Source organism: Brevibacillus sp. SIMBA_040 (genome assembly GCF_046535075.1).
In the GTDB taxonomy this organism is placed as follows: Bacteria; Bacillota; Bacilli; order Brevibacillales; family Brevibacillaceae; genus Brevibacillus.
The window spans coordinates 280797-303289 of the sequence record NZ_JAWRXI010000002.1 but is presented as its reverse complement, the minus strand read 5'-3'; the positions used below and the strand labels follow the sequence as shown (position 1 = coordinate 303289).

Annotated in this window: 19 protein-coding genes; 15 read left to right on the top strand and 4 right to left on the bottom strand. The window is 47.4% G+C overall.

The annotated features are described in order from the left end of the window. The first annotated feature begins 21 nt into the window (after positions 1–21). From SB752_RS04395 to SB752_RS04350, 10 genes are all read left to right on the top strand, one after another. Positions 22–1095 (top strand): glycosyltransferase, encoded by a 1074-nt coding sequence (locus tag SB752_RS04395; protein ID WP_410714513.1) that lies wholly within the window; start codon positions 22–24, stop codon positions 1093–1095. 12 nt (positions 1096–1107) lie between these two features. After that, positions 1108–2394 carry a UDP-glucose dehydrogenase family protein gene (locus SB752_RS04390; protein WP_410714512.1) on the top strand — a complete coding sequence of 429 codons (1287 nt, stop codon included), beginning with the start codon at positions 1108–1110 and terminating at the stop codon, positions 2392–2394. A 188-nt stretch (positions 2395–2582) separates the two neighbouring features. Next, the gene (pepF, locus tag SB752_RS04385) at positions 2583–4391 is read left to right on the top strand and encodes an oligoendopeptidase F (RefSeq protein WP_410714511.1); all 1809 of its coding nucleotides are present in this window, start codon (positions 2583–2585) and stop codon (positions 4389–4391) included. A 258-nt stretch (positions 4392–4649) separates the two neighbouring features. Then, positions 4650–5879 (top strand): efflux RND transporter periplasmic adaptor subunit, encoded by a 1230-nt coding sequence (locus tag SB752_RS04380; RefSeq protein WP_410714510.1) that lies wholly within the window; start codon positions 4650–4652, stop codon positions 5877–5879. Positions 5880–5882: 3 nt separating this feature from the next. After that, a complete protein-coding gene (locus SB752_RS04375; RefSeq protein ID WP_410714509.1) occupies positions 5883–8969 on the top strand; it encodes an efflux RND transporter permease subunit in 3087 nt (1028 codons plus the stop codon). Between the two features lie 123 nt (positions 8970–9092). Beyond that, the gene (locus SB752_RS04370) at positions 9093–9830 is read left to right on the top strand and encodes an SDR family oxidoreductase (protein WP_410714508.1); all 738 of its coding nucleotides are present in this window, start codon (positions 9093–9095) and stop codon (positions 9828–9830) included. A gap of 95 nt (positions 9831–9925) precedes the next feature. Then, complete coding sequence (locus SB752_RS04365) at positions 9926–10417, top strand: YajQ family cyclic di-GMP-binding protein (protein ID WP_410714507.1); 492 nt, start codon at positions 9926–9928, stop codon at positions 10415–10417. A gap of 118 nt (positions 10418–10535) precedes the next feature. Beyond that, entirely contained in the window at positions 10536–11012 is a 477-nt protein-coding gene (locus SB752_RS04360) for a hypothetical protein (RefSeq protein ID WP_410714506.1), read from the top strand. 125 nt (positions 11013–11137) lie between these two features. Then, positions 11138–12796 carry an AMP-binding protein gene (locus SB752_RS04355; RefSeq protein ID WP_410714505.1) on the top strand — a complete coding sequence of 553 codons (1659 nt, stop codon included), beginning with the start codon at positions 11138–11140 and terminating at the stop codon, positions 12794–12796. 68 nt (positions 12797–12864) lie between these two features. After that, the gene (locus SB752_RS04350) at positions 12865–13377 is read left to right on the top strand and encodes a GNAT family N-acetyltransferase (RefSeq protein WP_410714504.1); all 513 of its coding nucleotides are present in this window, start codon (positions 12865–12867) and stop codon (positions 13375–13377) included. A gap of 91 nt (positions 13378–13468) precedes the next feature. Here SB752_RS04350 and leuD read toward each other — a convergent pair whose 3' ends face one another. Together leuD and leuC are read right to left on the bottom strand one after the other, a co-directional pair. Next, a complete protein-coding gene (gene leuD / locus SB752_RS04345; protein WP_410714503.1) occupies positions 13469–14056 on the bottom strand; it encodes a 3-isopropylmalate dehydratase small subunit in 588 nt (195 codons plus the stop codon). Next, positions 14053–15483 carry a 3-isopropylmalate dehydratase large subunit gene (gene leuC, locus SB752_RS04340; protein ID WP_410714502.1) on the bottom strand — a complete coding sequence of 477 codons (1431 nt, stop codon included), beginning with the start codon at positions 15481–15483 and terminating at the stop codon, positions 14053–14055. Before leuC ends, leuD begins: the two co-directional genes overlap by 4 nt. 116 nt (positions 15484–15599) lie before the next feature. Between leuC and SB752_RS04335 the strand changes: the two genes are divergently transcribed. Further along, entirely contained in the window at positions 15600–16487 is an 888-nt protein-coding gene (locus SB752_RS04335) for a LysR family transcriptional regulator (protein ID WP_410714501.1), read from the top strand. 34 nt (positions 16488–16521) lie between these two features. Here the strand turns inward: SB752_RS04335 and SB752_RS04330 are convergent, their stop codons facing one another. Both SB752_RS04330 and SB752_RS04325 read right to left on the bottom strand, forming a co-directional pair. After that, entirely contained in the window at positions 16522–17205 is a 684-nt protein-coding gene (locus tag SB752_RS04330) for a class F sortase (RefSeq protein ID WP_410714500.1), read from the bottom strand. A 49-nt stretch (positions 17206–17254) separates the two neighbouring features. Further along, the gene (locus SB752_RS04325; protein ID WP_410714499.1) at positions 17255–17479 is read right to left on the bottom strand and encodes a hypothetical protein; all 225 of its coding nucleotides are present in this window, start codon (positions 17477–17479) and stop codon (positions 17255–17257) included. Positions 17480–17655: 176 nt separating this feature from the next. Here SB752_RS04325 and SB752_RS04320 point away from each other — a divergent pair, with 176 nt between their 5' ends. The 4 genes from SB752_RS04320 (at position 17656) to SB752_RS04305 (ending at position 22398) form a co-directional block, all read left to right on the top strand. Beyond that, on the top strand, positions 17656–18003 hold the full coding sequence (locus tag SB752_RS04320) for a thioredoxin family protein (protein WP_410714498.1): 348 nt from the start codon (positions 17656–17658) through the stop codon (positions 18001–18003). 33 nt (positions 18004–18036) lie between these two features. Continuing rightward, positions 18037–18942 carry an RluA family pseudouridine synthase gene (locus tag SB752_RS04315; protein ID WP_410714497.1) on the top strand — a complete coding sequence of 302 codons (906 nt, stop codon included), beginning with the start codon at positions 18037–18039 and terminating at the stop codon, positions 18940–18942. A 62-nt stretch (positions 18943–19004) separates the two neighbouring features. Further along, positions 19005–20123, top strand: coding sequence for a YheC/YheD family endospore coat-associated protein (locus tag SB752_RS04310; protein WP_410714496.1), 1119 nt, complete (start codon positions 19005–19007; stop codon positions 20121–20123). 229 nt (positions 20124–20352) lie between these two features. Beyond that, positions 20353–22398 carry a sigma-54 interaction domain-containing protein gene (locus SB752_RS04305; RefSeq protein WP_410714495.1) on the top strand — a complete coding sequence of 682 codons (2046 nt, stop codon included), beginning with the start codon at positions 20353–20355 and terminating at the stop codon, positions 22396–22398. Positions 22399–22493: the final 95 nt, after the last annotated feature.

Genomic DNA, 22493 nt, shown 5'->3' with positions numbered 1-22493 from the left:
CATATACAGGAGGACAGCCCTATGCATCGGGTCCTCGTTTATCGAAGAAAGTTTCTCCCTAAGAGTGAAACCTTTATTTATGAGCAATTGATTGGACATCGTCAGGTCAAAACGATGGTCTTGACGAGACAACGTCCATTTAATCGAAAACAGTTTCCATACTCGCCGGTCTATGTGCGCAAGCGTATGACCGGCCTCTCCACATGGTTGAGACGAAAAAAAATAAAATGCTTGCACGCCCGTTTTGGGCCGGCTGGCTTGGAAATGTTGCCTTATGCGAGAAAAACGAAGCTACCCTTGATTACGTCTTTCCACGGGTTTGATGCGACCAAAAGAGTCAGAGAAAATCCTGTGTACCGACGGGCTTTGAAGCAACTTTTTCGACGGGGAAAAGCTTTTACAGTTGTAAGCAACCACATGAAAAAACGACTCATTCGCTTAGGGTGCCCAGCGAGAAAAATTACGCTTGTTCGTTCGGGGATTGATTTGCGAAAATTCCCGATGCTGTCCGCACAGCCCGTTGAGAACGGCGAATTCCGACTGCTGAGTGTTGGGAGGCTGACTGAGAAAAAAGGGATGGACACTTTAATCAAAGCGTTCTCCCAGGTTCATAAGTCACATCCGGGAGCCAAGCTGATCATCGTCGGTGAGGGAGATCAGAAAAAAAAGCTGAAGCGACTTGTGAAAAAATATAGCTTGGGCAAACGGGTTGTTTTTAAGGGGGCTTTGCCACATCGAGAAGTGCAGCACGAGCTAGCGAGATGTCATCTGTTTGTCATCGCTTGCAAGACAGCGCGAAATGGCGATCAAGAGGGGATTCCCAACGTGTTGATGGAAGCGATGGCGTCTGGACGTCCAGTCATTTCTACCTATCATTCAGGTATTCCAGAATTGGTGGAAAACCAGCAGACAGGATACCTTGTACCAGAGCGTTCCCCTACAAAATTGGCGAAGATGATCAGCCACGTTCTGTCGCAGCGAAATGAATGGGCAGAAATCGTCTCACGCGCGAGAGAGAAAGTGGAAAAAAACCATGATATCAACAAGCAGCGGGCCAAATTGGAAGAGTTGTATTTGCGCGTGATGAAAAAATGATGAGGTGAAACAATGAAAGTTGCCGTTATCGGTACCGGTTATGTAGGCTTGACGACGGCAGTCTCTTTGGCCATGCATGGTCATGAGGTTGTGGGGATCGACCTTGTCGAGGCGAAAATAGCGATGCTTAGGCAAGGTCAGTCACCCATCTACGAGCCGGGACTGGAGGAGGCGCTCGTTCACGTCCTGCAACAAGGGGTTTTGACATTTACGACAGATCTGCTGGAAGCAAAGGAATCAGAAGTTCTTTTTGTTTGTGTCGGAACACCGGAATCTGCCGATGGGACAGCTGACTTGTCGTATTTGCTGGCATCTGTATCCGAAATCGGGACGATGCACCGCAGTGTACTACGTGCTCGTACGGTGGTAATTAAAAGCACGGTTCCAGTAGGGACAGGAGATCGAGTTGCTGGTTTATTGGGGGACTGCAAATCGCTTTTTGTCGTGTCAAATCCCGAGTTTTTGCGTGAAGGCAATGCCCTCGTAGATGCATTGAAGCCTTCGCGAATTGTTATCGGGGCCAATCATGAGGAAGCCAAAGCTGTCATGGAGCGTTTATATGACGGAGTTGCTGCGCCGCGCGTCTTGACGACAAGAGCCAATGCAGAGCTAATCAAATATGCCTCCAATGCCTTTTTAGCAACTCGGATTTCCTTTATGAATGAGCTGGCACGATTAAGCACCGTACTTGGCACTGATATTTTGACAGTTGCCCACGGCATGGGACTCGATAACAGAATCGGACCCGATTTTTTACGTGCAGGTGTAGGCTATGGGGGCTCCTGTTTTCCAAAGGATACGATTGCTTTGCTTCAGCTCGCTCAGGAACAAGGGGTTTCCCTGAACCTTTTAGATAAAGTACGCCAGATCAATCGAACCCAGCCCTTATGGTTTTTACAGCTGGTCAAAGACGCAATTCCTGAGCTGAAAGGCAAACAAATAGCTTTGCTCGGTTTAGCTTTTAAGCCTGATACCGATGATATCAGGGAAGCGCCGGCACTTGCGATCATCGAGGAATTGCAACGCTGCGGGGCCAGTATTCGCGCTTACGATCCGATTGCATCTCCTGCAGTTCAAAAGCTTTTTCCAGGCGTTTCGTATTTCGGTACCCCTGCAGAAGCTTGCCAGGGTGCTCACGCCGCTTTGCTAGTAACGGAGTGGAAGGAATGTGTTCAGCTGCCTTGGGATGAAATTTATGCGAATATGGCTTATCCAGCACTTTTTGATGGTCGAAACGCATGGCCGGTGAAAGAAGTGAGGGAAGCGGGCTTTCACTATACAGGCGTGGGCAGAAGCTGACTTTTCCAAACCGGAAGAGCTCAGCTTTTTTTCTGGAAACTGCTTGTTCCCGGATGAAATGGTTTCTTTTTCCTGAGTAGCTTTGATAAAGGTTTTCTTCTCATTTGAACCGAATAACAGAATAGGATAGGATAAGAATATGGATGATTTGACCATATCTAAGACATGAATTCGAGGGAGTGATCACGGTGAACAAAAGCAAAACACTGCCTAAACGCAGTGACGTCCCCGCTGAATACAAATGGCGTTTGGAAGATATTTATCCAAGTGATGCTGATTGGGAAAAAGACGTACAGAAAAGCAAGCAGCTTGCTGATCAGATTGCAGCACTGAAGGGTACTCTTGGTCAATCGGGCAAGCAATTGCTACAGGCATTGACATTGCAAGATGAACTGCTAAAGACACTGGATCAGGTATATGTCTATGCTCGCATGAGACGAGATGAGGACAATGCCAACAGCAAGTACCAGGGTCTAACCGACCGTGCTACTGGTTTGAGCACACAAGTATACGGTGCGATTTCTTACATACAGCCGGAAATTCTGGCTATCTCCAATGAAGAGCTGGAGAAGTGGATCAAAGAGGAAGAAGGCCTTGCGCATTACCGTATTTTACTGGAGGAGATCATGCGCTTTAAACCGCATACGTTATCCTCAGAGGAAGAGGCACTACTGGCAAACATGAGCGAGCTCGCTTCCTCCCCATCCAAAATATATGGAATGCTCAACAATGCCGATATGAAATTCCCGATGATTAAAGACGAAAACGGGGAAGAAGTAGAGCTGACCAAGGGACGCTATACGCAGTTTATGGAGAGCAAGGATCGTCGTGTGCGCAAAGAGGCTTTTGAGGCATTGTATGAAACGTACGGGAAATTCCGCAATACGATTGCCGCTTCGCTGACATCAGCGATCAAAGGTGATGTGTTTTACGCACGTACTCGCAAATATCCATCTGCTCTATACGCAGCCCTGTTTGCTGACAATGTAGATTTGTCCGTGTACGACAATTTGATTGCTACGGTACGCGAGCATTTGCCACTGATGCATCGTTACATCGCTCTGCGCAAAAAGCTGCTAGGAGTAGATGAGCTGCACATGTATGATCTCTACGTGCCGATCGTACCTGAGGTGGAGATGAACATACCGTACGACCAGGCGGTATCAACGATCAAGGAAGCACTGCATCCGCTCGGAGAAGAGTATGGACGCATCCTGGAGGAAGGGTTCTCCAATGGATGGATCGATGTTCATGAGAATGAAGGGAAGACGAGTGGTGCCTACTCATGGGGCGCTTACACGACTCATCCATTCGTCTTGATGAACTATCAGGATAACGTCAACAACATGTTTACTCTCGCCCATGAAATGGGACATGCGCTGCACAGCTACCATTCGAATCATGCACAGCCATACACGTATGCTGATTATAAAATTTTCGTGGCAGAGGTAGCTTCTACGCTGAATGAGGCGTTGTTGATGAATCATTTGCTTGAAACGACGACAGATAAAAAGCAACGGATGTATTTGATTAACTACTATCTGGAGCAGTTCCGTGGGACCGTTTTCCGTCAAACGATGTTTGCCGAGTTTGAGAAAATCGTCCATGCAAAAGAAGAGCAGGAGGAGCCTCTCACGGCTGACTCCCTGAGTGAAATTTATCGGGAATTGAATGTAGCCTATCACGGACCGGACATGGTTGTTGACAAAGAAGTTGATTTGGAGTGGGCGCGAATTCCTCACTTTTACCGCAACTTCTATGTTTATAAGTACGCGACTGGCTTCTCGGCGGCGACCTCACTCTCCAAGCAGATTTTGGAGGAGGGAGAGCCAGCAGTTGATCGCTACTTGCAATTCCTCAAGGGCGGCAGCTCCGATTATCCGTTGAATTTGCTCAAGACAGCGGGAGTGGACATGACCTCGGCGGCACCAATTGCAGAGGCACTGAGTGTATTCAAAGGCCTCTTAGAAGAGATGGAGCAGCTTGTAGGAGAATAGGTTACTGAGCTAAAAAATGGTAGAGCAAAATGACAGCCAAGGGATGATTCCTTGGCTGTTTTTTCATGATAATACTTTTCATAGAAATAAAACTAAAAAACGGTAACTGAATCATATTTCTATCGTATATACTTTTGACTTGCGCATATTCTCCGACTTGGGACGGAGAGGAAGTTCCATCCGGTGACCGTTTTGCAGTATAGGGAAAAACTGGCACAATAACGCAAGGGAATGATTGTAGAATTTGGAGGAATTACTGTGAAAAAACGAGTGTCGGTTGTTCTGGCTTCTCTTTTGCTCGTCACCGCTGGCTGCGGCGGACCAGCTGCTGAAACGCCACAGCAGGCAGAGGCAGAAGTAAAGGCAAAAGTTGTGGAGGTAGTCACGGTTAAAAAGGAAAGCAGCCCGGTTTTACTGCGGGTAACGGGAATGGTCGAGGCAAAACGTGATGCCGTGCTACCATTTGGAACCGGAGGAACGATTTCTACCCTTTCGGCGGTCAAGGGAACGAAAATTTCCCAGGGTCAAGTCTTGGCAACACTGGACGCCAAGTACTTCCAGAGAGAAGTAGAGGCAGCTGCAAGCCAGGTGGAAGAGGCGACAGCACGTCGTACAAAGACACTCAAAGGAGCAACCGCAGAAGCGATTGAAAAACAGCGTCTGCAAGTCAAAAGTGCGCAAGAAAAACTGGAAAAAGCGAAGCAGGATGTCGCAACGGATGAAAAGCTATTAGCCGGTGGAGCTATTTCGCAAAGTGAAATAAATGAACGAAGACGTGCCCTCACTCAAGCAGAAATTTCTGTGCGAGATGCCCAGCTGGCATTAGATGAGCTGATGCGCGGGGCACAGCCAGAGGATATCGCTTTGGCGAATGCTTCGATCAAGCAAGCGAGCGGACAGGTTGAACGGGCCAAAAAGAGCCTGGATGATGCCAAGATTCAAGCCCCTTTCTCTGGGACGATCGTAGATGTTTACAAGCAGGTAGGCGAGCAAGCATCCGCTGGTGAGAACATTATCCATCTGGTTGATCTATCAGAGGTAAAGGTGACTTTGGACGTAACGAACGATTTGATCGGCCAGTTCCAAGAAAAAGCAAAGGTACAGGCTGCATCTGATGACGGCAAAAAGAGCGAAGGCACAGTTACGTTTGTCTCTCCTGTCGTTGACAAGCAGACAGGTAAATACCGCGTGGATGTAACGATTCCTAACTCCGATGGCTACTGGCGTGGTGGTATGGCAGCGGTTGTGGAGATGCCACGCAAAGTAAACGGCTTCCTCGTACCGCTTGAAAGTGTCGGGGTAAGTCAAGAGCAGCATTATGTGATGGCAGTCGAAAATGGCTTGACTGTGAAAAAACAGGTCAAAACAGGACAGATGGTCAATGACCAGATTGAAGTTGTTTCTGGAATCAAAGAAGGAGACCAGCTTTTGCGCAGTGGAATTACGTTCTACGTCGAGGGGCAAAAAGTTGAGGCGAAGGGAGAATAGAGCATGAACAAGATGATTCTCTTTTTGCTGAAAAGACGGTTAATCGTCTACCTCTTTACGTTTTTGATCGTGATTGCGGGATTAGGCTCACTAATGAGCTTTAACATCGAGCTGGTTCCGAAGACGAATTTCCCGATGCTCTCCGTCAATATTTCAGGCGGGTCACTTCCTCCAGAAGAGATGGAAGAGAAGATCACGAAGAAAATAGAGCAGGAATTGAAGACGCTGGCAGATATTAAGGAATATTCTTCAACGACAGGCACCGGTTATGTCAACATGACGATCAAGGCGAAAGAGGGCAGAGGAGAGCAAGCCAAGCAGGATGTACAAAATGCAGTAAACCGCTTGCGCAACGGCTTCCCTAAAGCAGTAGATACGGTCAATGTTTCCCAAATGAATTTCGGTGACGAACAAATGATTGACTACGCGTTGGTTGGAGCAGATCCTCAAGCTATGCTGAGTATCGCCAAAACGACGATTAAAGATAAAATTGAAGAAGTACCAGGAGTAAAAGAAGTCAAAGTTTCCGATAGAAGCTTTGAAAATCAGATTGCGATCAGCTTACTGCCAGAACGTCTCAATGCTTACCGGACGACACCAGAAGAGGTGATCTCCCAGCTGAAGGAAACAAACTGGAAGCAAGCGATCGGAACCTTGGAAAATACCGGGTTTGATACAGTTGTCATGATTGATAACACATACAATACGGTTCAAGAAATGACTGTGCTGCCGATTAATACGCCAAACGGGACAGTCACTCTGGAACAGCTCGCAACGATTGAGGATTTGCGTGGAAAAGTGAAAAACTCCGTCGCACTGACGAACGGCAACGTATTTGTTCATTTGAGTGTATCGCGAGCAGATGGCAGTGATCTGATCACAACACAAGGTCTGGTAGAAGATGTGGTCCGCGAAATCAATGCGGAGGCTAACGGACAGTATAAAATGAAGGTCATGTTCGAAGCAGTGTCCTACATTCAGCACGCTGTGTCCAACTTGAGCCGCGATGTTATGATCGGTGGCGCGCTGGCGATCATTATCCTGTTCGTCTTCTTGCGCAACTGGCGTGTGACACTGGTAATTGCCACAACACTCCCGCTCTCGGCATTTATGACGTTTATCGCAATGAAGCTTGGCGGTTACAATATCGACATGATTACGCTCTTGTCAATGAGTCTTTCGGTCGGTCTGATCGTGGACGCAGCGATCGTTGTACTGGAAAGCATTTATCATTTCCGGGAGAAGGGCGAGCCGCTCTCTCAAGCGATTGTAAAAGGGACAAGGGAAGTATTGACACCTGTTTTTACATCGCAGCTGACGATCATCATCGTATTTTTGCCACTCATTTTCGCTGATTTTGAAGATTGGCTAAAGCCGATCCTGACTACGATTGCTTTTACGGTATCATCAGCGATCATTGCATCAACCATTGCAGCCTTCTTCTTTGTACCTGTGTTCTCTGACCGATTCTTGCAGAAGGACAAAAATGCTTCTATCGAAGGAGAAGGAAAAGAGAATGCGATTAATCGCGCTTTTAACAACCTGCTGAAATTAGCTTTGCGTCATCGCGTCAAGACGTTACTTCTTTCTTTGGCAATGCTGGTTGGCGTAGTATTCCTGATGCCATTTATGAAGATGGGGCAAGGGATTAACCCGAACGAAAATCTGGTGTTTGCCACGATTCAAATGCCTACGGGTTCTACCTTGGAGCGTTCGCAAAAAGCGGCGATGGCCGGCGAGGAAGCATTGCGGCAAATCCCTGAAGTAAACGACATCTTTTTCTTCTCTTCCAAGGAAAGCTCAGAAATCTTCATCTCCTTGAAGCCAAAGAGCCAGCGAGAGAGAGACAAGGATGCATTAACGCTCGATATCAATGAGAAACTGAAGTCCATCCCTGAAGTCGATTCCATTTCTACATCGTTCGGTAGTCAAGGCTCGAGTGCGCCGATTCAACTGGACATTGTCGGGGAAGAAATGGAGCCGATGAGCAAGCTCGCCGCGGACGTCGAAGGCATGCTGGCGACGATTCCGGGCCTGGATAATATCCGCAACGACTTTAAAGAGGGAAAAGAAAAAGTAACGCTTGTACCTAAACAAGACGCGCTAGCTCGTCTGGATGTAGATCATCGTTCGCTCTTGCAACAGCTGAGCGTGATGATTGGCAATCAACAAATCACCTCCATTACGAAGCATGGAATCGAGGTAGATGTGATCGCCAAGATGCCGGACAATTGGCTAAAACACCCTGATCAACTGCGCAATGTTACCGTAAGCGCAAGAAATGGCGCGCAAGTACCGCTTGTAGACTTAGTTGACATCACGTACAGCAAATCACCAGTGACCATTATTCATGAAAAAGGTCATCGCATCGTAAAAGTATCAGCTGAGATGCAAGGTACTGACCTCGGTACAGTTGGCCGCGAAATCAATGAGAAATTGCCGACATTGGCAGTTCCGGCAGGGCTCAAGGTGGAAATCGCAGGAAAGCTGAAAGAACAAAGTGCCAACATGACACAAGGAATCTTTGTATTCGTTGGTGTCCTCGCCTTGATTTATGTGATCATGGTCGCTCAGTTTGGCCGTTTGTCCCAACCGTTTATCATTTTGCTGACTATACCGATGGCATTAGTGGGCGTAGTGATAGGGTTTGTCATAACCCAGCGGGTGTTTGGAGAACTCGCGATGATTGGAATTATCATGTTGGTTGGTATCGTCGTTTCGAATGCGATATTGCTGATCGACCGAATCAACCTGCTTAGAAATCGTGGAATGAAGACAGGCGAAGCGATCATTCAAGGGACGAAGGATCGGGTACGTCCAGTTATCATGACCAAGCTGACAGCGATCCTCGGGATGCTCCCGATGGGGCTGGCGATGGCGGAAGGCTCCGACCTGGAAGCGCCTCTCGCGACTGCCGTTATCTCCGGCTTGATCTTCCATACGATGGTAACTCTGGTTCTCGTGCCGGTCTTGTACTCGCTGTTTGAGGGAGCAAAAGAGCGCCGACTCGCTCGCAAAGAAGCGCGTAAGGAAAAGCGAGAGAGCAAGAAGGCACTCAAAGAGAAACTGCCGCAAGATACAGATTTGTAAAAAAGGAGAGAGGGGAAGGGGAGTGTGCGAAAACCCTTCTCTTTTTCTTTTCGTTCGTTTGAAAGTTCGGTAGAATAAGGAATAAGCATACATAACGAGATCGTTTGAAGGGAGAAAATGGATATGGATTTGCAGCTTCAAGGGAAAACGGCCATTGTACTGGCTTCTTCCAAAGGGCTAGGAAAGGCAACTGCACTATGCCTTGCGCAAGAGGGCGCGAACGTGACAATTTGTGGACGTGATGAGGCGGCATTGGCATCTGTTCGTTTGGAGATTGAGCAGGCTACTGGCAAGGCTCCTCTGGCGGTAACGATCGATGTAACAAAAGAAGAGGATATCAAACGCGTAGTAGAAGAGACAGCCAAACACTTTGGCACCGTTCACATTTTGATTAACAACTCTGGCGGACAAGCTGTTGGAAAATTTGATCAATTGACAGATGAGCAGTGGATTTCCGCCTTTCAGTTAAACCTGCTCAGCTATGTTCGCGCAATTCGGGCTGTGTTGCCACATATGCGTGAAAACAAGTTTGGACGAATCATTAATTTTGCTTCTTCGTCATTTAAACAACCGTTGGAAAATCTGATTTTGTCCAATACATTCCGCACGGGTGTTCTCGGACTAGCGAAAACCCTGTCATCAGAGCTGGGGCCTGACGGAATTTTGATTAATACAATTGGACCTGGACGGATCGCAACTGATCGTGTAGCACAATTGGATGGTCTGAGTGCAGAGGCACAAAGCACCAGCGCTGATGAGGTTCGCGTAAAATGGGAAAAACAAATACCACTCGGACGTTACGGTCAGCCAGATGAGTTTGCTCGCGTGGTGACGTTTTTGGCGTCGCCAGCAAATAGCTAAGTGACCGGTCAGGCACTTCTCGTAGATGGTGGTATAGTAAAGGCGATCTAATAGCAGAGGACACGTAACAATAAAACGATGAGGGGGAGGAACGAATGAGTAAAGAAAGCTCGTTTGATATCGTATCCAAAGTAGAGATGTCTGAGGTAAATAATGCGATTCAGACTGCACTGAAGGAAATTGAAAATCGTTTTGACTTTAAAGGAAGCAAAAGTAACATATCGCTGGATAAAGAGGAACTCGTCCTGATTTCCGATGATGATTTCAAGCTGACCCAGGTGAAAGATATTTTGCTTGGTAAGCTGGTGAAACGCGATGTACCGATCAAAAACCTGGATTACGGGAAAGTCGAGCCAGCAGCAGGCGGTACTGTCCGTCAACGTGTCAAGCTCGTTCAAGGTATCGATAAAGACAATGCAAAAAAAATCAATAGCATTATTAAAGATGCCGGATTGAAGGTAAAAACGCAAATTCAGGATGATCAGATCCGTGTGACTGGCAAAAGCAAGGACGAGCTCCAGCAAGTAATCAACGCTATTCGCAAAGCTGACTTGCCACTGGACGTACAATTTATCAACTATCGATAATTACTAGTATGTGACCAAAAACAATCTCTACTAGAAAAGTTTTGCTTCTAACTCTCTACTTCCCTGCGTATGCATGTACTAATAGGTGACAAGCACTTGCGAAAGGGAGAGTAGAGACATGAAGGTCTTTATTATCAGTATGCGCAATCTCATTTTAGGTGGAATCGTCTTCGTAGTGGTCCTGGTGGCAGGAATCGTGCTATTGGTGAAAGATCCTCTGCACGTCTCAGACTCGTACCGACCAGGAGAAGCGAGTGTTCCCACAACGGCTACTGCACTAGATGGCCAGCCGACCAGCACGGAAAAACCGTTGTTGAACATGGATATCAAGGTTGACGGCACTACAGCGGAAGTGTCCTTGCTCACGCAGAACTTTCAGTTTGTCCAGGATAATGGCGAGCTGAACCAAAAGCCTGTATTTGGTCAAGGACATGCGCACCTGTATATTGATGGGGAAGCAAAAGGGATGATCTATCACCCAGAGTTCTTGCTGAAAAAGCTGCCCAAGGGTGAGCATGAGATTCGCGTAGAGCTAAACTACAGTAACCATCTGCCGTACAAGGTGGAAGCGACACAAAAATTTGTGGTCAAATAAGAAGCAAGCGTTCCAATTGAGGAACGCTTTTCTTTTTGCAGGTGAGCAGGAATAGGCTGGAAAGAAGAAGAATCATGATGATATATAGCTGAATAGTCTGAATTTTTAAAGAGGGGGAGCTTTTTATGCTGCGATCCATTACCATTGGTGATTTATTGGATGAAACAGCCGGACTTTATCAGGAAAAAGAAGCAGTCGTTTACCAGGAGAGATCACTCCGGTATACATTCGGGCAATTTCAGGAAATATGCAACCAGGTAGCCAGAGGTTTCATGTCGCTGGGAATTGAAAAAGGGCAAAATGTAGCAATCTGGGCGACAAACGTTCCTGAATGGGTCATTTCCCAATTTGCTACGGCAAAAATGGGGGCTGTGCTCGTGACAGTCAATACCAGCTATCGAGCACATGAGCTGGAATATTTGTTGCGTCAATCTGAATCAACCACGCTGTTGTTGATTGAATCGTATCGAGATGCCAGTTATATGGAGATGATCAGAGAAATTTTTCCTGAGCTGGCAGAGTGCAAACCAGGAGAGCTCAAATCAGAGAGACTCCCCCACTTGAAGAATGTGATCTTTTTAGGAGAAGAACGCCAACCCGGGATGTTCCTCTGGAAGGACCTTTTGGAGCGATCAGAGCTGGTTACAGAAGAGGAACGTGTCGTTAGACAGAAATCTCTCCATCCTGACGATGTGATCAATATGCAATACACATCCGGTACGACAGGATTTCCAAAAGGGGTCATGCTCTCTCATGTAAACATCGTCAACAACGCGATCAAAGTAGCCGAGTGCCAAGGCTTGGGCATAGATGACAGGGTATGTATTCCCGTTCCCTTTTTCCACTGCTTTGGCTGCGTAATGGGGACGCTCGCTTGCGTGGCCACAGGAGCAACGATGGTACCTGTAACCGCATTTGATCCAGGACTTGTTCTCTCGATCGTCGAGCAGGAGCGATGCACGGCCTTGTACGGTGTACCGACCATGTTCATCGCAGAATTGAACCATCCGACCTTTGAGGATCGTGACCTCGGCTCGTTACGAACAGGGATCATGGCGGGTTCCTTGTGCCCGATTGAAGTGATGAAAAATGTCGTCAACAAGATGGGGATTCGTGACATTACGATCGCATACGGGCAAACCGAATCGTCTCCAGTGATTACCCAGACAAGACCGGAGGATTCGATTGAGCGAAAGGTAGCTACAGTGGGGCGGCTTCACGAAGGCGTGGAAGCAAAAATTATTAATCCTGCAACAGGCGAAAGCCTTCCTCCAGGCGTCCAGGGAGAATTGTGCACACGCGGATACCTGGTGATGAAGGGATACTATAACATGCCTGATCAGACTGAAAAGGCAATCGATGCTGATGGGTGGCTGCACACAGGAGATTTGGCGACAGTAGATGAAGAAGGCTATTACAAAATTACTGGCAGACTCAAGGACATGATTATCCGCGGAGGAGAGAACATTTATCCGCGCGAGATCGAGGAATTTCTATACACCCATCCCAAAATTCTCGATGTCCAGGTGGTTGGTGTACCAGATCCGAAATACGGAGAACAGGTACTGGCTTGCATTCGCGTAAAACCAGATACGGATTTGACCGAAGCAGAAATACGTTCCTATTGCGAAGGAAAGATAGCGCACTTCAAAATCCCTCGTTATATACAGTTTGTCACCGAGTATCCAATGACGGCTTCTGGAAAAATCCAAAAATACAAATTGAGAGAGCACGCGTTGCAGACGCTTGGTTTGTCTGTCAATGAGGCGACTGAAACAGCGTAAGGGTTATTTACAACTCTTCCTGTGTCTACTATGATGAGTGGACATGTACAGAGAGGAGTAGTACGGAAATGGAGATACGTTTATTAGGTCCAGAGGATGCAGCAGCTTTTTCCAAGGTAAGGCTGGAAGGGCTGCAGAAAGATCCAGATGCGTTTGGAGCATTGTATGAAGAAGAGATCAAACGGACGGATTCAGAATGGAAAGAAAGACTCTCTAATGCCCACACGGGAGACAGCGGCTTTTTCGGAGCCTTTGTTAAAGGTGAAATGGTGGGAATCATCGGCTTCTTCCGAAATAGAGGGACCAAGGCTCGTCACAAAGTTTCGGTCGTCTCCATGTACGTAAGTGAATCTCACCGTGGAACAGGGATTGCAGCGGGGCTGATGCAGGAAGAGATTTCCTATTTGAAAAAGCTTGGCGATGTCGATCAAGTCCAGCTTGCAGTGGTGACTTCCAACCCGGCAGCCGTTCGTTTTTATGAAAAAATGGGCTTCCTCCCTTATGCCTTTGAGAAAAAGGCATTGAAAATAGGGGATCGTTACCTGGACGAAACCCATATGTACATGATGATAAACGAGTAGCACTACTACTCTTAAATGAACAAATAAAAGCGAAGGCATGCCTATGCAAAAATGCCTTCGCTTCTCTATGGTTATTGATGAATAGTGAAAATTAGCGGCGGTTTGCCTCGTAAGCAGCGATTTTGTCCTCATACTGCAAGGTAATGCCGATGTCATCCAGACCGTTCAACAGGCAGTAACGGCGGTAGGAATCTACTTCAAACGGGTAGGAGAGACCTTCGCTGTCACGAACGACCTGCTCTTGCAAATCGACGGTCAGGTGATAATCCTTTTTGCTTTGAGCTCGATTGAACAGATCATCTACCTGTTCTTCACTGAGTGTGATTGGCAGTATGCCGTTTTTGAAACAGTTATTGTAGAAAATATCAGCGAAGGATGGAGCAATCACCACGCGGAAGCCATAGTCCAACAAAGCCCATGGTGCATGCTCACGAGAGGAGCCACAGCCAAAGTTGTTACGGGCAAGGAGGATCGTGGAATCCTTATATTCCGGTGTGTTCAGAATGAATGAGTCAATGGTGGAGCCATCAACTGCAAAGCGCCATTCGTAGAACAGGAACTGACCAAATCCGCTGCGTTCAATGCGCTTCAAAAACTGTTTTGGGATAATGGCGTCTGTATCGACATTCACACGATCCAGGGGTGCTACGAGTCCGTTATGGATGACAAATGGATTCATTGGAATACCTCCTTGCTTGCGTTTTCGCTTTTCCATTCACGTACGTCAACAAAGTGTCCAGCAATCGCTGCAGCTGCAGCCATTTCAGGGCTGACGAGGTGAGTGCGTCCACCGCGTCCTTGACGGCCTTCGAAGTTACGGTTAGAAGTAGAAGCGCAACGCTCGCCTTCTGACAGGATGTCTGGATTCATAGCGAGACACATGGAACAACCGGATTCGCGCCAGTCAAAGCCAGCTTCTTGAAAAATGAGGTGCAAGCCTTCTTGCTCAGCAAGCTGCTTCACTGATTGAGAGCCTGGTACGACCATTGCATGAACGGAAGGGGACACCTTGCGACCTTTTGCTACTTCCGCTGCTTTACGCAGGTCTTCGATTCGACCATTCGTACAGGAGCCAATGAAAACACGGTCGATTTTAATTTCACTCATTGGTGTGCCCGGTGTCAGATCCATATAAGCCAGAGCGTCCCCAGCCGCTTTGCGTTGAGCAACTGTTTCAAAGGATTCAGGGTCTGGAACTGTGCTTGTGATATTCGTACCCATACCCGGGCTGGTTCCCCACGTTACTTGTGGTGCGATTTGAGTCGCATCAATCTCTACACAGGTGTCATATTGAGCGCCTTCGTCTGTGCACAGCTGTTTCCAAGCTTCTACAGCAGCGAGGAAGTCTTCGCCTTGTGGCACAAAGCGTTTGCCTTGCAAATAATCAAAAGTGGTATGGTCTGGTGCGATCAGTCCTGCACGAGCACCACCCTCGATTGTCATGTTGCAGACCGTCATGCGCTCTTCCATCGTCAGATTGCGGATCGCAGCGCCTGTATATTCAACTACATAACCTGTTGCGAAATCTGTTCCGTATTTTGCAATAATCGCCAAAATTAAGTCCTTAGCGCTTACACCGAAAGGCAGTTCGCCATTTACACGCACTTCCATTGTTTTTGGCTTCAGCTGCTGGAGACATTGGGTAGCGAGGACATGCTCTACTTCGCTCGTACCGATCCCAAAAGCGAGGGCACCAAATGCACCATGCGTGGAGGTATGGCTGTCACCACAAACGATTGTTTTTCCTGGATGAGTCAGTCCCAGCTCAGGTCCGATAACGTGTACAATTCCTTGGTCAGGGCTGTTTAGGTCAGCCAGCGTTATACCAAACTCTTTGCAGTTTTCAGTCAAAGTTTCCATCTGTTGACGGGAGATCGGGTCTTTTACATTGAAGCGATCTGCCGTAGGAACGTTATGGTCCATCGTTGCAAAAGTCAGTTCTGGGCGACGCACTTTGCGACCAGCCAAACGGAGTCCTTCAAAAGCTTGTGGGGAAGTCACCTCGTGAACCAGGTGTAGGTCAATATACAAGAGGCTTGGTTTACCAGCTTCTTCGTGGATCGCATGATTGTCCCAAATCTTTTCAAACATAGTACGGGCTTTCATAGTGATTCCTCCTCCTTCGTGCGAAAACTCTTACAACGGTTGTAACATGGCAAAGAAAATAGTTCAAAGATATAATAATTATGAGAAGGATAGTTTTTGCCTATCGGGAGGTTTTTATGGAGTTACGACAAGTTCGTTATGTGCTGGCAGTTGCGGAAGAACGCAGTTTTTCCCGGGCAGCCAACCGGTTACATTTGGCGCAGCCCTCGCTGTCCCAGCAGATTGCCAAGCTAGAAAAAATTCTCGGCGTGAGCCTGTTTCACCGTTTGCCGCAGCATGTGGAGCTGACGGATGCAGGTCAGCGCTTTGTGCAAGTCGCACAGACGCTCGTCGATATGTCAGAAGGCCTGGAGCGAGAAATGCGCTCGTATGCAGTCGGAGAAAGCGGGAAATTATTGGTTGGGAGTCTCCCCATTACTGGAGCGTATGTGCTCCCGAGAGTGCTGACAACATTTACGAAGCAGTTTCCGGGTGTTGAGCTCCAATTGATGGAAGACACTTCAAGTCATTTAGAACAATTGCTTGTAAGAGGAAAAATTGATGTTAGCTTGCTGACAATGCCAATCAGTGATCCATCACTGGAGATAGTTCCAGCGATCAAAGAAGAAATCTTTTTGGCTGTGCCTCCGCACCATCCATTAGCTGACAGGGATGAAGTGGATTTGACAGAGGTTGCAGATCAGCCCTTTATTTTGCTAAAAGAAGGACAGGGCTTTCGCACAATTTCATTGCGACTCTGTGAACAGGCTGGTTTTCGTCCACGAATTGTGTTTGAGAGCAGCAATATCCAAACAGCTCAATCCCTAGTTGCAGCCGGGATGGGACTGTCTTTTGCACCGAAGATGATAACCATGGCCCCTGGTACTGTCGAGCCGCCTGTTTATGTCCGAATCAGCTCCAAGCCATCGCGTACACTGGTAGTCGCTTATCGCAAGGACAGACCGCTTTCCCGCCCAGCAGAAACGTTTGTCCAATGCTTGATCGATCAGGGTGGGAAAATATAAGTGAAAAAAGCCCAACGTGTCGCGGTTGTTGCGATCACTGGGCTTTTTTCATTTCCACATATTCTTCCTGTACAAGCTCTGAAAATACGACAAGTCGAAGGGCATGCTCCTGTTTTTTCTTGTTGAACTTACCTGCACACGTAATCAGGTTGAGGTGTGCTTTATCAGACGTACCAAAAATGTCTTCAATAGGAGCTTCGTCATTTTTATAGCTGACAACTTTTTTTACCTCAAAGGTTAAATGCTTCCCGGTCTCCTCAAGAATTTTGATGTGATCACCGGCTTGTAGCTTTCGCAAGTTATAAAAGATGGCAGGTCCTGTATAGTGATCAAAATGTCCTGCCATTACAGCGTTCCCTTTCATTCCCGGTTTCGTCCATGGCGACAAAATTCCCACATGGTCAAATGATTTCGGGACATCCATCTGGCCATTGGCCAAAACGCCAACGGGCTCCACAATAGCACGGAGATCTATAGAGGGAATTTCGATGCGCTTAGGATTAAGGCCATCTGTAAGCGGAGGAGCCGGAACCATTATTTTCCTAGGCGGTACGGCTGGTCCGTAGACAACTACCTTTTGCTCCTGCTCCTGTTCGATTTCTTTCGTCTGCATGACTTGTTGCTCTGGCACGGGCTGAGGAGAAGGGGGCTGGGTAACCTGATTACATCCAGTCAGGATGAGACCTATTAGGAGTAATTTCAACAAGGTGTTCTTCATGTGTTTAGTCTCCTTGAACAAACGAAGTAAAAAGGGGGGAGGACCCCCCTTATTCCATTTCGCTAGCGCCGCCCATGCCTGTTTTCGGCATAGCCTTGATATGCGCTTTGTTCAAAGCCTTCGTGTGCATTTTGTGAGCTTTTGTTTTCATATGGTGAGATTTTGTGTGCACCTTGTGTTGCTTTTTCTTGTGATCATCGTGGGTAGCAGCAGATACAGGCAGAGCAGAGCCAAGCAAGCAGAGAACCATTACAAAAGCAGCAAACTTTTTCATCTTCACACCATCCTTTTGGGTTCTTGTCCTTACAACCCATATGATTTCCGATAGTCGTATTGTTAGTAATGGCAATTGTTTCACACCCAAAAAATAGGTGCTGCACTTCTGAATTACACAAATAAGCACAAGCTATGATACACTATTGCCAAATCATTCTGGGAGGCAGATCAACCATGAGAGAGATTAAAACCGAAGCAGACTTTGAACAAGTAATTTCCAATACGAAACCTGTTATTGTCAAATTTTTCACCGATTGGTGCCCAGATTGCCATCGAATCGATCCATTCATGCCAGCAGTAGAGGAAAAATATAAGGACGATCTGGAAATGATAGAAGTAAATCGTGACACGCTTCCTGATTTGTCACAAAAACTGGATGTATTCGGCATTCCCAGCTTTATCGCTTTTCAAGAAGGGAAGGAATTGATTCGCTTCGTCAGCAAGCTGGGCAAAAGCCGCGAAGAAATCGAGCATTTTCTCGATCGGGTCATTCAGGTGAGCAAAGGCATAGAAGAGGCATAAGAAAGAGATCACAAGACAGGGAGATACAAGCCCATGCAAGACATGAAAAAAGAAGGGGAATGGCTCATTACCCATTTACGTGCAGAGGATGCTGATACCCCTATTGGAAACCTGTTGCGGGAAGAGTGGAAGCTCCCTCGTAAACAGGTCCATCTTTTATTTCAGTTCAAAGAAATTCTGCTTGACGGTGAACCAGTTGCCCAGCACATAAAAGGTGCTGAGGGTCAGGAAATTCGTTTGCGCTTGTGTCAACCAGAGCCGCTTGGACTGGAACCTGCGAGTGAGGTGCCAGACATCCTGTATGAGGATGATCACTTGCTTATTGTAAACAAGCCGGCTGGGCTGCTTTTGCATCCGACGGAATCGCATCACCATCTCACACTGGATCATTTGGTAGCAGGTCATTTTTTTCGGACGGGTCTGCAAGCAAAAGTACGACACGTTCACCGACTTGACCAGGGCACCTCAGGCGTTGTGCTATATGCCAAGCATGCGTGGGCGTCTGCTCTGTTGGATGAGCTTTTACGTGAGAGAAAAATCAAGCGTACATATTGGGCTTTCGTTCATGGCAAGGTGTCAAATGATAGCGGGAAGATCAACGAGCCAATTGGAAAAGACCGCAATCATCCGACCAGAAGACGGGTTACGCCAAATGGCGATCAGGCAATCACGCATTATCAGGTTCGAGAGCGGTATAAAACAGCGACCCAACTGGAATGTCGGCTAGAAACAGGTCGTACCCATCAGATTCGGGTTCATCTGAGCTATATCGGTCATCCACTACTGGGCGATGACCTGTACGGCGGCAAACGTGATCTCATCCGAAGACAAGCGCTACACGGGGCTATTCTGCGCTTTGAGCATCCGTTTAGCCAGCAGGTCGTAGAAGCACAAGCCCCTTTGCCAGAGGACCTGTTAGCCCTGGAAAAGAAGCTGTAGGAAGCGCCAACTGGCTGGTAGGTGAATAAACTGCCATGGAGGAAACGAGAGAGGGTGCATTCATGAAACGACCCATCATCGGAATCCTGACCTGGCGAGAAGGCAAAAAATTTGCAGAGCCAGCTTACTTTCGGCGTTTACTCCGGGCAGGACAAGAGCTGGGCAGTACAGTTTTCCTGTTTTCCCCAAAGGATGTGCTTGCATCAGGCAAGCAGGTAAGGGGGTATGTACTGGATGCTGGCGGAAAATTTCAGGGACGTATTTTTGATCGGCCTGATGCGGTTTTTGACCGCTATCGGTACACTCCCACCCAAGCTTTCAAAGATTATGTAGCCTTTCGCCGGACCAGTAACTTCCTGTATGCCAATAATCGTCTGGCCAACAAATGGCGTGTTCACGAGGTGCTCCATCGCGATTCCCGTATGCATCGCTGGCTTCCGGAAACACTCTTGTATAATCGCCCCAATCTGGTTAAAATGCTGGGACGTCATTCGCTGTTGTATGTGAAGCCGCTGAATGGTACCGGAGGACGAAATATCCTGTGCATCGAAAAAACAGGAGAGGGCTATCGCCTCCTGGGGCGTGACAAGCAACGGGCAAAGGTATCCACGGTGCTAAAGCCGATCACTTCCGTCCAGCGATGGGTGGATCGTTGGACGAAGGGAGAAAAGTACATCGTTCAGCAAGGCCTGAGGCTTCAGCTCGTACCTGCGCGAGCGGTTGATATGCGCCTGTTGATTCAAAAGACGGGGCAGGGGGATTGGAGCATTACAGGTCACGGCATTCGCGTCGGCGGCGAGCGCAGTGCGACCTCCAATTTGCACGGGGGAGGCAAAGCAATTCCTGTGCCTACCTTTCTGCGCCCTCGTTTTGGCGAGGAACGCTCATCGCTGATTGTGGAAGACTGCGAACAACTCGCTTTCCAAACCGCCGAGACACTGGAGGATCACTTTGGGAGAATGGTGGAATTCGGGTTGGATATCGGGATTGATGTGAACGGAAGAGCCTGGCTGATCGAAGTAAATCCGAAGCCTGCCAGAGAGATATTCCGGGAGATGGGCGACGTCCAACGGTATAAGCAAGCCATCACGAGACCGATTGAATACGCGATGTATCTGGCAAAAACACGCGGGCAGGACAGCAGGGAGACTAGATTGTCAGCAAAAGCACTGAATCGGTAAGCGAAATGCAAGGGAGATTTCTAAGAGAACGGGAAGCAAAGCCGGCCTTTAATGGGCCGGTTTTCGTTGTTAATAACATTAGATTTGAGTCAAACCCCTTGTCTTGTTAAGCTGGTATCAAATGAAATCGGTTTTACCCGAATGCAGGGGGCATTTCGCCTCAGTTGGACAAATCAGAGTTGTACGATTTGAAATCACAGCTTTTGCAAGCGGAAAAGGTGAGTACTATTTGAGAAAGCGAATGGTGTTGGTTGCAAAAGGGGTAGAGGCACAAGAGGTTTTAGTAAGGCAACTGAAGGAATATTTTGAACCCTATTGCGAAGTCGAAAGTTATTTGGTTGATCAAGAGATGAAGCAACTAAGTCACGTTGACATCGTACTTTTGACCAGCGGATCAACCGACATTTATCATGCAGCACAGCGGTTTATTCCAGAACACGTTCCCATCTGGTTATTAAATCGCTTGTTTGAACCTAAAAGATTAAAATGGTTGCTGCAAATCCCTAGCGGTACCGAGGTCCTTGTTATCAACAATTTGTATGGTACTTGTAATGAGGTAATTCAGACGCTCTTCGAAGCCAACATGAATCATTTAAAATATGTGCCCTATTATCCGGGAGTGGAGCTGCTACATGACGAATACCGCTACGCGATTACATTTGGTACACCGGATGTGATGCCGCGGTATTCAGTAGAACTGATAGACATCGGAATTCGGCATATCCATATTCATGATTTGATTGTACTGGGGCGTAAGGTCGGGATTCCAGTGGAACGTGAAAAAGAGTACCTCACTCGGTTCATTACGGGAATTCACGACCTAGGAAAGGAGCTCGGGAAATCGTTAGTAGATATTCAAAATCTGCACGCCCACCTCCACTCCATATTTGAGGCGGTCCAGGAGCCGATTTTCGCGGTCGATGATCAGGGGAAAGTTACGTTTATTAACCGATTAGCTGCTGAACTGTTTGAGTGCAAAGCCCAGGGGGTTATTGGTCAAACGATTACTCATTTGCCGGGGTTCAATAGCATCTTGTCCTATCTACCATTCGAATTTTCCAATCACGAAGCATTAATTACGATCAAGGACCAATCGTTTATCGTCAACTGTAAGCGAATGGAACGTCAACAGGAGTATCTGGGCATTGTCTGCATTTTAAAAAACGTAACGGAAATCCAATCTCTGGAGCGGCGTTTACGCAAGTCCATTACCGACAAAGGGCATGTGGCTTCGTATACATTTGATCGAATTATCGGACATTCAGAGACCCTGACTAACGCCATCTCCAAAGCTAAAAAGATGGCGAAAAACAACCGTAGTATTTTGATCACAGGAGAAAACGGGACGGGGAAAGAGTTGTTTGCACATTCGCTACACATGGAATCGCCGCGTCGTAACGGTCCATTCGTAGCGATTAATTGCGCATCCTTTCCCGACAATCTGCTGGAGAGTGAGATTTTCGGATATGAAGAAGGGGCGTTTACGGGGGCGAGAAAAGGAGGAAAGCCAGGAGTTTTTGAAATGGCCGACGGTGGGACGATTTTTCTGGATGAGATCGGAGATATCTCCCCGGCAATTCAGGTAAGGCTGTTGCGTGTTCTTCAAGAAAAACAAGTAGTCAGAGTTGGTGCAACCAAAGTCTTATCCGTTGATGTCAGGGTAATTGCCGCCACAAATCGTAACCTGGAAGAAGCGGTGAGGCAAGGTAAATTTCGTGAGGATTTGTACTACCGTCTCAGTGTGCTGCCAATTAAAGTACCGTCGCTGCGAGAACGCAAGGAAGATATTCCTTTCCTGTTGCAGCATCACTTGAACACACTGGGAGAGCAGCGAATTTGGGCGGATGAGGTTCTTACTTTGTTCACGCGATATGAATGGCCCGGAAACATTCGTGAGCTACTCAATGTGGTTGAATATGCTGTCACGGTATGCGAAAACGAGCGGATAACAGTGGGGGACATTCCTGAGAAGCTCAGTTTGGCTAAAGAAGCGGATGGCGAACGATTCAAACTAGCTGATTTGCTTGAATTAAGCCGGGAGGAGAAGATCATCCTTCGCGTTTTGTCTCATTATGATCAGCAGAAGCGTGCTGTCGGTCGATATGAACTTGTGAGACGACCAGAACTGCAGGAATTGGGTTTAACGGAACAGCGGCTGCGCACCAGGATGAAGAAGCTGGAAAATAAAGGCCTGGTGTTGATCGGGACTACCAAACAGGGGAGTCAGTTGACAGAGGAAGGAAAGGAGGCAGTAAAAAGATTTGGTGATGTGTAATGGGTTGGTTTTTAGGTTGACATCATCCTAAAAACCAACCTTTTTGATGTGAAACGATAAATTTTTGATGCAGTTTTCACGAATTTTCTGGAACT